The organism is Phaeobacter sp. JH20_37 (assembly GCF_048056015.1).
Lineage (GTDB): Bacteria > Pseudomonadota > Alphaproteobacteria > Rhodobacterales > Rhodobacteraceae > Phaeobacter > Phaeobacter bryozoorum.
In genome coordinates this window covers 234,661-247,989 of the sequence record NZ_JAYMWW010000015.1, presented here as the reverse complement: position 1 = coordinate 247,989, position 13,329 = coordinate 234,661, and the positions used below count along the sequence as shown (strand labels likewise).

Below are 13,329 nucleotides of genomic sequence, written 5' to 3'. Positions count from 1 at the left end.
GGTACAGGCGGGGACGCCGATGACCGCGCCAGGAGATGGCCCCCGGTTGCGGCAGCGCCCTTCCGGGGGCTTGATCCTTTCTGCATCTTCTGGCCTTAAATATCCTCGCCGAAGGCGAAATCTGACCCGCCCGCCCGACGCGTCCGGGTAGAGCCTGAGACCGTTCGCCGCCATGCTTTCAACCACCATGCGGACGCAACAGCTCCCGGCTGATAATGTGACGCTGGATTTCGCTGGTGCCTTCCCAGATGCGCTCCACCCGAGCATCCCGCCAGATGCGCTCCAGCGGCAGTTCATCCATCAGCCCCATACCGCCATGGATCTGGATCGCCTCATCCGCGACCACCGCCAGCATTTCTGTTGCTTTCAGCTTAGCCATCGACATGTCGGCCTCGGTCACGCTGCCCTGGTCGAATTTCCAAGCGGCTTCCCAGGTCAGCAGGTTGGCGGCCTTCAGCTCTGTTGCCATATCCGCAAGTTTGAAGGAAATGCCCTGAAACTTGCCAATCTGCTGGCCGAACTGGCGACGCTCTGCGGCGTAGGACACCGCGTGATCAAAGGCGCGCTCGGCCCGGCCCAGACAGGTCGCAGCCACCTGAAGACGGGTGGCGCCAAGCCAGGTGTTGGCAAGATCAAAACCCTTGTCGACCTCGCCCAGCACTGCGGTTTTTGGCAGGCGACAGTCGTCAAACTCCAGCACCGCATTGGTATAGCCGCGGTGGCTTACGTTGCGATAGCCGTCACGGACAGTGAACCCCGGCGTGCCCTTGTCGACGAAAAAGGCGGTGATCCGCTTTTTCGGGCCGCGCGCTGTGTCGTCTTCTCCCGTGGCCATGAAAACGATGGCAAAATCCGCGATATCCGCGTGGCTGATGAAATGCTTGGTCCCGTTCAGAACGAAGTCATCGCCGTCCGGGCGCGCTGTCGCGGTCATACCGCGCAGGTCAGAGCCAGCCCCCGGTTCGGTCATCGCAAGACAGTCCCATTTTTCACCGCGAATGCAGGGGTAGAGGTATCTCTCTTTCTGCTCCGGCGTGCCTGCCAGAAGGATATTCGAGGGGCGTGCGACGCAGGTCCAGTGCAGGGCGTAATTGGCGCGGCCCAGCTCCTTTTCATAGAGCAGCCAGGTCAGTGTATCGAGGCCAGCACCCCCCACCTCTTCGGGCATGTTGGCGGCGTATAGCCCGGCCTCTATCGCCTTGGCCTGGATGTCGCGGACCCGTTCCATCGGCAGATGGCCACTGCGTTCGACCTCCAGCTCGTGAGGATAGAGCTCCCTGGTGACAAAGGCGCGCGTGGTTTCCACGATCATCGCCTGCTCTTCAGACAGACCAAATTGCATGTCTTGCTCCCCCGTGATGGGATCCCTGTTGACGTTGACCTGAGCCTAGGGCTGGATACGGTCAGTATCGTGCAGCATCGGACATTTTCGTGCCAAACTGGAAGAAACCACACGCTGCAACGCAGCAGATCGACCTATTGCTGTTCGATCAGTTCTCTGGCCATTGCCTTGCCAATACGGTGGAGCCGCTGCGGGCCGCCAATACGTTTGCAGGCCGACCGCTGTACTCCTGGCGGTTCGTGACGCTTGATGGCAATACCGCGATGTCATCGGCGGCGATGGAGGTCAGCGCGCAGGCGCCGCTGAGCAAAGCTGAGGGCGATATGCTGATCGCCATGCCGAGCTACCGCTATCTGCGCCATGCAACCGAAGCTACATCGCGCGGGTTGCGGGCGGCGCAGCGGCGCTATGGCGTATTGGCGGGATTCGATACCGGTGCCTGGCTGCTGGCTGAGGCCGGGCTTCTGGATGGCTACCGCGCCACCATCCACAGCGCGGAGATCAACGCCTTTGCCGAGGCGTTTCCGACCGTTCAGGCCGAGATGCACCGGTTTCTGTGGGACCGGGACCGGCTGACATGCTCAGGCGCGATGGCGGCCTTTGACGGGATCCTCGACATGATCGCGCGACAGCACGGGCAGGCCCTGCGACTGGATGTTGCCGCCCTATTCCTGAGCGGCGAGCCAGGGGAGACCGGGACATCCAGACCCGTGCGCAGCGCCTCTGTCGGGCGTGCAATTGCGGTGATGGAGGCCAATCTGGAAACCCCGCTCCCGCTGGGCGAAGTCGCGCGACGGGTTGGGCGGAGCCTGCGGGATCTGGCACGTCGCACGCAGGGCGAATTGGGCACAACGCCGCAGACGCTATATCGGCATGTGCGATTAAAACAGGCAAGACGGCTTGTGTTAGAGACGGATTTCAGCATCTCGGAGATCGCCCTGCGCTGCGGCTATGAGAACCCCAGCGCGTTGACCCGCGCCTTTCGCAGCGTCTTTGCCACAACGCCAAGAGACCTGCGCCGCACCCGGAGATAGCAGCCGCAACGCAGGCTGGTGGTTTTCTTGATTTGCAAAAAGCAGCTATTGTTTGCGCTAGCGCGCAAGGGGTCTTGCGCTTGCGCGGGTTATCAGAACAATTGGGCCATGACAGATATCGCATTCCCAAGCTGGCCCGATGTAGCCCCCCAATTGATTGAAGTTGCGGCAGGTCGCCGCCCTGCGGACACGGTGATCCGCCAGGGGGTCTGGGTCAATGTTCACACCCGCGAACAACTGCCCGATCATGACATCGCCATCGTGGCCGGGCGCATCGCCTATGTCGGCCCCGATGCCAGCTATCGCACCGGCCCCGACACCGAGGTGATCGAGGCCAACGGCCGCTATATGATCCCCGGCCTCTGTGATGCGCATATGCATATCGAAAGCGGGATGCTGACCCCCGCAGAATTCGCCCGGGCCGTGATCCCACATGGCACCACCTCGATGTTCACCGACCCGCATGAGATCGCCAATGTGCTGGGTCTGGAGGGCGTGCGCCTGATGCATGACGAGGCGCTGATGCAGCCGGTCAATATCTTTACCCAGATGCCGAGCTGCGCGCCCTCGGCGCCTGGGCTGGAAACCACCGGATATGAGATTTCACCCGAGGATGTGGCCGAGGCGATGAGCTGGCCGGGCATCATCGGGCTGGGCGAGATGATGAATTTTCCCGGTGTGGCAGCGGGCGATCCCAAGATGCTGGCAGAGATCGCCGCAACCCAGCGCGCGGGCAAGACCGTTGGCGGGCATTATGCCTCGCCTGATCTGGGGCCGGATTTCGCAGCCTATGTGGCTGGCGGTCCGGCGGATGATCACGAAGGCACCTGCGAGGCGGACGCGATTGCCAGGATGCGACAGGGGATGCGCGCGATGGTGCGGCTCGGCTCGGCCTGGTATGACGTTGAGGCGCAGATCACCGCGATCACCGAAAAGGGGCTGGATCCGCGCAATTTCATTCTCTGCACCGACGATTGCCACTCCGGCACGCTGGTCAATGACGGCCATATGAACCGGGTGGTGCGCCACGCGATTGACTGCGGCTGTGACCCTTTGATTGCCTTGCAGATGGCCACGATCAACACCGCGACGCATTTCGGGCTGGAGCGTGACATCGGCTCTATCACCCCGGGTCGGCGCGCGGATGTGATCCTGACCTCCGATCTGAAGACCCTGCCGATCGAGCTGGTGATTGCCCGTGGCGAGATCGTAGCCAAGGATGGCGAGATCACCGTGGATTGCCCGCATCTGGACTGGCCCGAAACCGCGCGTGGCACGGTGCATCTGGGCCATCAGCTGGGTGCTCAGGATTTTGAGATCGCCGCGCCTGAGGGCGCAAATGTGATCACCGCCAATGTCATCGGTGTGGTTGAGAACCAGGCCCCGACCAAAGCGCTACAGGCAGAGCTGCCGGTGCAGGACGGGCTGGTTGAGGCCACATTGGCCGAGGCGGGCGACATCTGCCAGATTGCATTGGTGGAACGCCACCGGGCGACGGGTGGCGTCACCAACGCCTTTGTCTCCGGCTTTGGCTACAGCGGCAAGATGGCGATGGCCTCCACCGTGGCGCATGACAGCCACCATATGATCGTGGTCGGCACCGACCGCGCGCAGATGGCGCTGGCGGCCAATCGTCTGGCCGAGGTGGGCGGCGGCATCACCATCTTCCGCGAAGGACAGGAGCTGGCTCTGGTTGAGCTGCCCATCGCCGGGCTGATGTCCGACAGCCCCGCGACGGAGGTTGCCGCCAAGGCGCAGAAGATGGTCGAGGCGATGGAGACCTGCGGCTGCAAGCTCAACAACGCCTATATGCAGCATTCCCTGCTGGCGCTGGTGGTGATCCCCGAACTGCGAATTTCCGATCTGGGGCTGGTGGATGTGCGCAGCTTCGAGAAGATACCGGTCATCGCAAGCGCCGGGCCGTCCTGACCCCCGGCGCGTGTCGGCCGGCCCCCGTGTCCATTCCAGAGCCACCCCGTCATCCGATGGCAGAGTGCCCCCGTTTTTCAGTGATCGAGCATAATCATGACAACAGTTAAGATCCCGCAGCTTCCGGCAGCAGAAGAGTTTACAGATGCCGCGGCGGCCGTTGCCCGGTTGGAGCAGCTGTACCGTGAGGCGACGCAGTTTCTATGCGCCGAGTTTTCGCGCATCCTGACCGATGGTCCCTCCGTCGGCAGCACCGGGACCACCCCGCGTATTCGCGCATTCTACCCTGAGATCCGCTTTACCACGTCGTCTTTTGCACAGGTCGACAGCCGGCTGAGCTATGGGCATGTGTCGGCCCCCGGCACCTATGCAACCACGGTGACCCGCCCGGATCTGTTCCGGCATTACCTGACCCAGCAAATCGGCCTGCTGATCCGCAACCACGGACAGCCGGTGACCATCGCTGTCTCAGATACGCCAATCCCGGTGCATTTTGCCGTGGCGGCCGATCCCAGCCTGACGGTCCCACAGGAAGGCGCTGCCGGTTTCACGCTGCGCGATGTCTTTGACGTACCGGACCTGGCCACCACCAATGACGACATTGTAAACGGCACCTATCAGTCGCCGGACAATATTGGTCCGCTGTCGCTCTTTACCGCGCAGCGGATTGATTATTCGCTGGCCCGGCTGTCGCATTACACGGCGACCGACCCGCAGCATTTTCAAAATCACGTGCTGTTCACCAACTACCAGTTCTATGTCGCCGAATTCGAAGCCTACGCCCGTGCGCAGCTGGCGGATCCGGCCTCTGGCTACAGCAGCTTTGTCAGCACCGGCGATCATGAAATCACCAGCGCGGACGCGGAGATCCCGCCGATTGCGAAGCTGCCGCAGATGCCGACCTATCATCTGAAACGGCAGGACGGCTCGGGCATCACGCTGGTCAATATCGGCGTCGGCCCGTCGAACGCCAAGACCGCCACCGACCATATCGCGGTATTGCGCCCGCACGCCTGGCTGATGGTCGGTCACTGTGCCGGGCTGCGCAACACTCAGACGCTGGGCGATTTTGTGCTGGGGCACGGCTATCTGCGCGAGGATCACGTTCTGGACGACGATCTGCCGATCTGGACCCCGATTCCGGCATTGGCGGAAATCCAGGTCGCGCTTGAGGATGCGGTGGCCGAGGTGACGGAGCTTGAAGGCTACGACCTGAAGCGGATCATGCGGACCGGCACCGTTGCCACCATCGACAACCGCAATTGGGAACTGCGCGATCAATCCGGCCCCGTGCAGAGACTGTCGCAATCCCGTGCCATCGCGCTGGATATGGAAAGCGCCACCATCGCCGCCAATGGCTATCGTTTCCGGGTGCCCTATGGAACGCTGCTCTGTGTGTCGGACAAGCCGCTGCATGGCGAACTGAAGCTACCGGGGATGGCATCTGAGTTTTATCACACCCAGGTTGCCCGCCATTTGCAGATCGGGATAAAGGCGATGGAGCAGTTGCGTGGCATGCCATTGGAACGTTTGCACAGCCGAAAACTGCGTTCCTTTGACGAAACAGCCTTTCTCTGAGGGTGATTTTCCCGCTAATTCTTCAAAAACCCCTATTTTATGGGGTTTTTGACAACACTACTCGTTGTGTTCAGCCACAACATAACGCTAGAGTTACGCGATGAGGCCCCATAACTCGGGCAGTGACAAGGAGACCTAAGAATGTCCAAACCGATGACCAAGACCCAGCTTGTTGCCGCACTGGCTGAAGAGATGGACAGCGACAAAAAAGCGGCAGGCGCTGCGCTTGACGCCGTTTGCGCGCTGATCACCCGCGAAGTTTCCGGCGGTGGTGCCGTGACTCTGCCCGGCGTTGGCAAGATCTACTGCCGCGAGCGCCCCGAGCGCGAAGTGCGCAACCCGGCCACCGGTGAGAAGTTCACCAAAGAGGCCGATAAAGTGGTCAAGATGACCATCGCCAAAGCGCTGAAAGACAGCGTGAACGGCTAAGGGTCAAGGCACGGTTGACCGTGTTTCGGGTCGCCTTTCGGGCGGCCCTTTTTTTGTGCCTGAACAGCGCAGCTCCCGAAAAATCAAGATCCCCGACCGGCCAGCCGAATTCGGTTCCCAGCGAATGCTTGCCTTGCTAAACATATCGCGACCACACCCGAACGGGCTGCGGCACCGGACCGGCAGGGGGATATGTCGATGGATCTGCGCGCTTTGGCGATGGGGCTGGCCTTTGCCTTCATGTGGTCGTCTGCCTTTACTTCGGCGCGGATCATCGTCGCCGATGCTTCGCCGCTATACTCGCTTGCCTTCCGCTTTCTTATTTCCGGCCTGATCGGTGTCGCTGTTGCCCGCTACATGGGCCAGAGCTGGCGTCTGACACGCGGCCAGCTGCGCGCCACCATCGTCTTTGGCATCTGCCAGAACGCGCTCTATCTGGGCCTCAACTTCGTCGCCATGGAAACCATCGAAGCCTCGCTGGCCGCAATCATCGCATCGACCATGCCGATGCTGGTCGCCATCGCGCTCTGGCTGGCCTATGGTGAGCGGCTGCCCCGGCTGGGTGTTGCCGGGCTGCTGGCCGGGGTGGTGGGGGTTGCCCTGATCATGGGAACCCGCATCAGCGCGGGTGTCGACCTCTTTGGCGTCACGCTCTGCGGGATCGGTGTTCTGGCCCTGACGCTGGCCACCCTGGCGCTGCGGGGGGCAACCTCGGGTGGCAACTTCATGATGGTGGTGGGGTTGCAGATGCTGGTCGGCTCTGCCGTGCTGTTCGCAGTTGCACCGATGGTGGAAACCTTCCGGCTGAACCCCAGCTGGCCGCTGGCGCTGGCCTTTCTCTACACCACCCTGGTGCCGGGGCTGACGGCGACCTTCATCTGGGTTCTGCTGCTGAACAGGATCGGTGCCGTGCGGGCCGCCACCTTCCATTTTCTCAACCCAGTCTTCGGTGTGGCTGTTGCCAGTCTGCTGCTGGGCGAAAAGTTGGGGCTGCTGGACCTGATCGGCGTCGGTATCGTCACCTTTGGCATTCTGGCGGTCCAGCTGGCGCGGCAATCGGCGCAGCAGCGCCCCTGAGGATGACATGTGCCCTGCCTCTTTCGTCACACACAAACGCGAGCGGATGAAATACAGCTTTGCTTTTGCCCCGAAGGACACCATTTACAGCTGAACAGCCAAGATCGGAGGACATGATGCGCAGTTATTCCAAAGACCCGGACGCCATTGCGGCCCTCTCGGAAGAAGAATATTACGTCACCCAGCAATCCGGCACCGAACGCCCCGGCACCGGCAAGCTGCTGGGCAACAAGGAGCCGGGTATCTATGTGGATATCGTCTCCGGTGAGCCATTGTTTGCCTCGTCAGACAAATATGAGTCCGGCTGCGGCTGGCCCAGCTTTACCAAACCCATCGAAACCGCCCATGTTCAGGAGCTGGAAGACCGGAGCCTGGGGATGATCCGCACCGAAGTCCGCTCGACCCATGGAGACAGCCATCTGGGCCATGTGTTCCCGGACGGCCCGGCAGATCGCGGCGGTCTGCGCTATTGCATCAATTCGGCCTCCCTTCGGTTCGTCCATCTGGACGATATGCAGGCAGAAGGCTACGGCGACTATATCGATCAAGTGGAGGATATTAGATGAGCAGCACAACAGAACGCGCCGTCCTGGCCGGTGGGTGTTTCTGGGGCATGCAGGACCTGATCCGCAAGCGCCCCGGTATCATCAGCACCCGGGTTGGATATTCCGGCGGCGATGTGCCCAATGCGACCTATAAGAACCACGGCACCCATGCCGAGGCGATCGAGGTGATTTTTGACCCGAGCCAGACCAGCTATCGCACGCTGCTGGAGTTCTTCTTTCAGATCCATGATCCAACCACGGTCAATCAGCAGGGCAATGATCTGGGCATGAGCTACCGCTCTGCGATCTACTATGTTGACGACCGCCAGAAAGAAATTGCCGAAGACACCATTGCGGATGTCGATGCGTCAGGTCTCTGGCCCGGCAAGGTGATGACCGAGGTCGAACCCGTTGGCGATTTCTGGGAGGCCGAACCGGAGCATCAGGATTACCTGGAACGGCAGCCAAACGGCTACACCTGCCACTTTGCGCGCCCGGATTGGGTTCTGCCCCGCAGGAACGAGACCGCCGCCGAGTAATCGGCTGACCATGCGATATCCGGCATTCTAGATAAAAGGCCCCGCCAATCGGCGGGGCCTTTTGCTGCCTTGCGCATGTTCTGCCGGTCAGCCGTGGGCAATGCGCGGACGACCGCTCGCCTCCACCGTCAGAAAGGCCTCGACAAAAACCTCCCGCGCCTCGACTTCGGCGATGCGGATATCCCTGTCCACCTGGATGGAAATATCCTGCGCGCCTGCGGCCTCTGCGGCGGCACGGGCTTCGGCCCGCAGCTCGGCTTCCAACCGCTCAAGAGCCTCCTGCGAACCGGTGAAATCCTCCGGGCCATTCTCCAGATGGACGCGAAACCGGCCTTCCTCAGGTGCGGTAACCGTGCCGCTGCGCCGCATGGTGATACGGCCCACCACCGCGCCAATGGCATTTGCCACGCCTGCGTGTTCCGGTAGGATCATACGGCAATGAAGCCGGGTCCCGACCGCCGGATAGTAGCTGGGCGCCGAGGCTCCAAGCCCGACGACATCGACATTGAGGCCAGCGCTGAGAGCGACCAGCCCCTGATGTCGGGATAGCCCGCGCTGCATCAGAACATGGCGGGCAAGCTGATCCGGCGAGGTTCCAAAGGCCGGAGCATCTTCGGCAATAGCAGTCTCTAACAGGGTGAGCGACGTCTGTTCCGTCATCTGATCTACGATCATCCGTGCCAATGTCACAGCATCCGGTGCCAGCCGGTCCCCCGACCCCACGCGGCGGCGGGCAAAAAGCGTCAGCGCCTTCTGCGCTGCATCGCCATCCCAGCTGCTAAGCCGTCCAAGGACATGGCTGGCATCGGACGGGGTGACCCCGGCGATCTGCACCAGGCCGCGATCCACCAGCCGCATCAGCGCGCCCTGCTCGATCCGGGTGTGCAGCACGGCGCCCAGCGGATGTGTCTGCGTCCCGATCCGGTCCAGAACCCGGGCCTCCCGGTCGCTCAACCCCACTGGTGTCTGTCCCGGAATCGCGCGAACAAACTGCCCGTCATATTCGCCGACAGTCACTGCGCGCAGCTGACTGTCGAGCGTTGCATGAACCACCTCAGGGGACATATTGGCGATCAGGGAAATCGGCAGCACGCGACGCGGGCCAAGGGTCACACCGCCACTCATACCGGCAGCGATCGGATGCACCTGACTGTCACCGCCCAGGCCGCTGGTGCGCATGGCCACGGCCTCAACCATGGTGCGATAGCCGCCAACCTCGGCGCCGGCCGGATCAATCTTGGGCTTGCCGTTCTCGATCAATGCGACATCGGTGGTGGTGCCGCCGATATCACTGACAAGCGCAGTCTCGACGCCGGTCAGCCAGCGGGCACCGACCAGCGATGCAGCCGGTCCGCTCAAGATGGTTTCAATTGGACGGGCGCGGGCCTGCTGTGACGACATCAAGGCGCCATCACCCCTCACAACCATCATCTGAGCAGTCACGCCGAGCTCGCTCAGGCGGGATTCGGCGCGCCCGATCAACCGGTCGATCATTCCGATGAGCCGCGCGTTCAGCACAGCCGTCAACGCCCGCTTCGGCCCGTTGAGCCGCGCCGACAGCTGGTGCGAACAGGTCACCGGAACGCCGGTTTCTTCTGCGATGATCCGGGCAACTTCCAGCTCGTGCGCTGGATTGCGCGTCGCAAACTGGCCAGCAATGGCAAAACCGCTGACCGATACGGCCTCGCGCTGGAGAAACGCTCGCAGTGCCTCCCGGTCCAAGGGCGCCGCCTCGCTACCGGAATGGCTGTGCCCCCCCTCCAGCACCAGCGCCGGGTCGCCCTTCAGCGCCTCGCGCAGGCCGTGACGATCCAGATCCGCCTCGCCGAACCCGATATAGATCAGCGCAACGCGCCCCCCCTGCCCTTCGACCAGCGCATTGGTCGCAAGCGTCGTGGACAAAGCTGCAAGCGCGATCTCTGACGGCACTACCTGCGCCTGCGCAAGTACGGCAGCGACGGCTTCCCCAACTCCGATGGCCAGATCCTGCCGCGTCGTCAGCGCCTTGGCCTTTGCCAGCACATCGCGATCATCCCGGATCAATACCGCGTCGGTATAGGTTCCGCCCGTGTCCACCCCAAGCAAAAGCGCCATGCCCGTCCTCCGTTCGCCTTAATCTTGATCCTGGTCATCGGTTTAGCGAAGCTGCCGCGACGATCCATCCTGTTTGCGTCACCTCAGTCGCTGAACCGCCCAGCGGGCCGCATCCGCCACAGTCGGGTCAGGATCCGCGACCAGAGCCTCGGCCACGGGCCGCAGGGCCGGCAGGCCGGAGTTACCGACGGCATAAAGCACATTGCGCACAAAGCGATCTCGCCCGATCCGCTTGATGGGGGAACCGGAAAACAACGCCCGGAACCCGGCATCGTCCAGCCGAGCCAGCTCCGCCAGCTGCGGAGCCTCGAACTCGGGTCGCGCCGCATAGCGCATATCGCTGGCGGCGACTGCAAATTTGTTCCAGGGGCAGGCCGCCAGGCAATCATCACAGCCGTAGATCCGGTTGCCCAGCTTGGCGCGCAGCTCCTCATCGACCGGGCCCTTGTGCTCGATGGTGAGGTAAGAAATGCAACGCCGCGCATCCAGCTGATACGGGGCGGGGAACGCATCTGTCGGGCAGGCCGCCAGACAGGACCGGCACGATCCGCAATGGTCGCGCTCTGCCGCGTCGGCAGGCAGGTCCAATGTTGTGAAAACAGAGCCTATGAAGGCCCAGTTGCCCCAGTCCCGGCTGACCAGATTGGTGTGTTTGCCCTGCCACCCAAGGCCCGCCGCCTGGCCCAGCGGCTTCTCCGGAACCGGCGCGGTGTCGACAAATACCTTGACCTCGGCAGGCTCATCCGCCCGCGCGGCTTCCGCGATCAGCCAGCGTGCCAGCCGTTTCAAGCGCTTCTTCACAAGATCATGATAATCCTTGTTGCGCGCATAGACGGAAATCGCGCCGCGCTCTGCCTGCCCCACAACGGCCATCGGATCCACCTCTGGCGTGTAGCTTTCAGCAAGCATGATCACAGAGCGCGCCTCAGGCCAGAGCTGGGCTGGATCGCCGCGCCAGTGGCTGCGTTCCTCCATCCAGCCCATCTGACCGTGATATCCCGCTTCAAGAAACGCCTGAAGCCGAGCGGGCACCTGCGGCACATCCCAGGGACGACAGATCCGACAGGCCACAAACCCCTCGGCAAGGGCCTGTTTCACCAACCTGTCCTTGATGCCGTGTGTCGCTATCATCTGGCTAGAAATATCCTCGGGGGTGAATTGAGTCCAAGGGACTCAAGAGGGGGCAGACAGCCCCCTTCTGCCCGTGTCTATCAGAAATCCAGATCGGCGTAATGGGCCGGTGGGCTGAAACCGGGGATCTGATCGGCAAGGATCGACCGGAACGCCGGGCGTGACTTGATCTTTGCGTACCAGTCCTTCACCACGGCGGACCGGTTCCAATCAACATCGGAGATATAGTCCAACGACGACAGATGCGCGGCGGCGGCGAAATCTGCCAGGGTCATTTGATCGCCAGCCAGCCAGCGGCGATGGTCCAGCAGCCAGGCCAGATAGTCGAGGTGATATTTGATCGCACGCGCACCCGCCTTGACGTTGCCACTGTCGGGGTAGCCCTGCCCGGTCACCTTCTTGTTCACCCGCTCATAGAGCAGCTTTGAGGTGACCTCATGGTGAAATTTATCATCGAACCAGCTGACCAGGCGGCGCACCTCGTAGCGACCATCGGGATCGCTGGGCATCAACGAGGGTTCCGGGCGGGTTTCCTCAAGGTATTCGCAGATCGCGGCACTTTCGGCCATCAGCTTGCCATCCAGGCGGATCACCGGAACCTTCGCCGCCGGATTGCGGCGCAGGAAATCGGCCTCCTGCTCCCAGTAGCGTTCCTCGACCAGCTCGACCTCGATCCGCTTTTCGGCCAGGGACAGGCGCACTTTGCGGCAGAAGGGGGAGAGGGGCACATGATAGAGGCGGGCCATGGGACAGCGGATCTCCTGTTGCGGGTGGCTGGGATCAGACAGCAATGCCCAAAAGCGCCAGAAGTTTCAATCCTCGAAACAGGCCGCCCTGCCATCTGCGCGAATGGTGGCCGCCCCATCCATGATCTGCGCCGCCCGCTTGCGCATGAACGCGGTGGGTTTTGCTGCCGACCGCTCTTTGGGGTTGGGCAAAACGGTGGCCAGAAGGGCAGCCTGCCTGCGGCTCAGCTCATCCGGACCGACACCGAAATAATGCCGCGCGGCCGCCTCGGCGCCAAACACACCTTCGCCCATTTCAGCGACATTCAGGTAGACTTCCAGAATGCGCCGTTTGCTCCAGACCGCCTCAACCATCGGCGTCATCAGTGTTTCCAGCGCCTTGCGGAACCAGCTGCGCCCCTGCCACAGAAAGACATTCTTCACTACCTGCTGAGAGATGGTCGACCCTCCACGCTGGCCGCCTTCGGCGATTGCCGCGCGGATGGCCTCCGCATCAAGGCCCCAATGCTGGCAGAACCGGGCATCTTCGGCGGCGACAACCGAACGCCCCAAGGCCGGAGCGATATGTTCGATGGGAACCCATTCGCGGTCAATATCACCAAGACGGCGATATTCAGACCAGATGGTATGGGTGATCGGCGGGTTGATCACGGAAAACAGCAGGATCGGCAGCAGGGTCAGCGCAACAAAGACCAGCGCAGCCCGTCCCAGCCAGCGACGCAGGAGACGACGCGGTGACAGCTTTGCGCGGGGTTTACCCTTGGCTGCTGCCTTGCTGCGGGCTTTGCCCTTGGGGGGAGCCTTGGATGCCCCGGTTGATTTTCCTGCCTTCGCCATAGGGTCTCTATACGGCACAGAACGGGCCTGCTCCAACCGCGAAATCCC

12 protein-coding genes are annotated in these 13,329 nt (G+C 62.2%); 7 read left to right on the top strand and 5 right to left on the bottom strand.

All coding sequences use genetic code 11. The annotated features are described in order from the left end of the window. Window positions 1-178: 178 nt before the first annotated feature. Window positions 179-1,342: an acyl-CoA dehydrogenase family protein gene (locus VWZ87_RS14200; protein ID WP_416534402.1), complete on the bottom strand. Its 1,164-nt coding sequence runs from the start codon at window positions 1,340-1,342 to the stop codon at window positions 179-181. Between the two features lie 89 nt (window positions 1,343-1,431). Between VWZ87_RS14200 and VWZ87_RS14195 the strand changes: the two genes are divergently transcribed. From VWZ87_RS14195 to msrA, 7 genes are all read left to right on the top strand, one after another. Continuing rightward, window positions 1,432-2,376, top strand: a complete 945-nt coding sequence (locus VWZ87_RS14195) for a GlxA family transcriptional regulator (RefSeq protein WP_416534401.1) — start codon at window positions 1,432-1,434, stop codon at window positions 2,374-2,376. A gap of 108 nt (window positions 2,377-2,484) precedes the next feature. Continuing rightward, window positions 2,485-4,305, top strand: coding sequence for an adenine deaminase (gene ade / locus VWZ87_RS14190; RefSeq protein WP_416534400.1), 1,821 nt, complete (start codon window positions 2,485-2,487; stop codon window positions 4,303-4,305). Between the two features lie 96 nt (window positions 4,306-4,401). Continuing rightward, window positions 4,402-5,883 carry an AMP nucleosidase gene (locus VWZ87_RS14185; protein ID WP_340547024.1) on the top strand — a complete coding sequence of 494 codons (1,482 nt, stop codon included), beginning with the start codon at window positions 4,402-4,404 and terminating at the stop codon, window positions 5,881-5,883. 141 nt (window positions 5,884-6,024) lie between these two features. Next, a complete protein-coding gene (locus VWZ87_RS14180; protein ID WP_014876311.1) occupies window positions 6,025-6,312 on the top strand; it encodes an HU family DNA-binding protein in 288 nt (95 codons plus the stop codon). A gap of 198 nt (window positions 6,313-6,510) precedes the next feature. Continuing rightward, on the top strand, window positions 6,511-7,389 hold the full coding sequence (locus VWZ87_RS14175; RefSeq protein ID WP_416534399.1) for a DMT family transporter: 879 nt from the start codon (window positions 6,511-6,513) through the stop codon (window positions 7,387-7,389). A 116-nt stretch (window positions 7,390-7,505) separates the two neighbouring features. Then, complete coding sequence (gene msrB / locus VWZ87_RS14170; protein ID WP_340547249.1) at window positions 7,506-7,955, top strand: peptide-methionine (R)-S-oxide reductase MsrB; 450 nt, start codon at window positions 7,506-7,508, stop codon at window positions 7,953-7,955. Beyond that, window positions 7,952-8,473 carry a peptide-methionine (S)-S-oxide reductase MsrA gene (msrA, locus tag VWZ87_RS14165; protein WP_416534398.1) on the top strand — a complete coding sequence of 174 codons (522 nt, stop codon included), beginning with the start codon at window positions 7,952-7,954 and terminating at the stop codon, window positions 8,471-8,473. Before msrB ends, msrA begins: the two co-directional genes overlap by 4 nt. Before the next feature lie 87 nt (window positions 8,474-8,560). Here msrA and VWZ87_RS14160 read toward each other — a convergent pair whose 3' ends face one another. From VWZ87_RS14160 to mtgA, 4 genes are all read right to left on the bottom strand, one after another. Then, window positions 8,561-10,567: a hydantoinase/oxoprolinase N-terminal domain-containing protein gene (locus VWZ87_RS14160; RefSeq protein WP_416534397.1), complete on the bottom strand. Its 2,007-nt coding sequence runs from the start codon at window positions 10,565-10,567 to the stop codon at window positions 8,561-8,563. 78 nt (window positions 10,568-10,645) lie between these two features. Further along, the gene (queG, locus tag VWZ87_RS14155) at window positions 10,646-11,698 is read right to left on the bottom strand and encodes a tRNA epoxyqueuosine(34) reductase QueG (RefSeq protein WP_416534396.1); all 1,053 of its coding nucleotides are present in this window, start codon (window positions 11,696-11,698) and stop codon (window positions 10,646-10,648) included. A gap of 80 nt (window positions 11,699-11,778) precedes the next feature. After that, window positions 11,779-12,444: a glutathione S-transferase family protein gene (locus tag VWZ87_RS14150; protein ID WP_340547030.1), complete on the bottom strand. Its 666-nt coding sequence runs from the start codon at window positions 12,442-12,444 to the stop codon at window positions 11,779-11,781. Between the two features lie 66 nt (window positions 12,445-12,510). Then, entirely contained in the window at window positions 12,511-13,281 is a 771-nt protein-coding gene (gene mtgA / locus VWZ87_RS14145) for a monofunctional biosynthetic peptidoglycan transglycosylase (protein WP_340547031.1), read from the bottom strand. Window positions 13,282-13,329 lie beyond the last annotated feature (48 nt).

What these genes read in the sequence shown, in the direction of transcription:
- msrB (WP_340547249.1), top strand. Translation starts at nt 7,506, where the DNA reads ATGCGCAGTTATTCCAAAGACCCGGACGCCATTGCGGCCCTCTCGGAA.
- VWZ87_RS14175 (WP_416534399.1), top strand. Translation starts at nt 6,511, where the DNA reads ATGGATCTGCGCGCTTTGGCGATGGGGCTGGCCTTTGCCTTCATGTGG.
- queG (WP_416534396.1), bottom strand. Translation starts at nt 11,698, where the DNA reads ATGATAGCGACACACGGCATCAAGGACAGGTTGGTGAAACAGGCCCTT.
- VWZ87_RS14180 (WP_014876311.1), top strand. Translation starts at nt 6,025, where the DNA reads ATGTCCAAACCGATGACCAAGACCCAGCTTGTTGCCGCACTGGCTGAA.
- mtgA (WP_340547031.1), bottom strand. Translation starts at nt 13,281, where the DNA reads ATGGCGAAGGCAGGAAAATCAACCGGGGCATCCAAGGCTCCCCCCAAG.
- VWZ87_RS14150 (WP_340547030.1), bottom strand. Translation starts at nt 12,444, where the DNA reads ATGGCCCGCCTCTATCATGTGCCCCTCTCCCCCTTCTGCCGCAAAGTG.
- VWZ87_RS14160 (WP_416534397.1), bottom strand. Translation starts at nt 10,567, where the DNA reads ATGGCGCTTTTGCTTGGGGTGGACACGGGCGGAACCTATACCGACGCG.
- msrA (WP_416534398.1), top strand. Translation starts at nt 7,952, where the DNA reads ATGAGCAGCACAACAGAACGCGCCGTCCTGGCCGGTGGGTGTTTCTGG.
- ade (WP_416534400.1), top strand. Translation starts at nt 2,485, where the DNA reads ATGACAGATATCGCATTCCCAAGCTGGCCCGATGTAGCCCCCCAATTG.
- VWZ87_RS14200 (WP_416534402.1), bottom strand. Translation starts at nt 1,342, where the DNA reads ATGCAATTTGGTCTGTCTGAAGAGCAGGCGATGATCGTGGAAACCACG.
- VWZ87_RS14185 (WP_340547024.1), top strand. Translation starts at nt 4,402, where the DNA reads ATGACAACAGTTAAGATCCCGCAGCTTCCGGCAGCAGAAGAGTTTACA.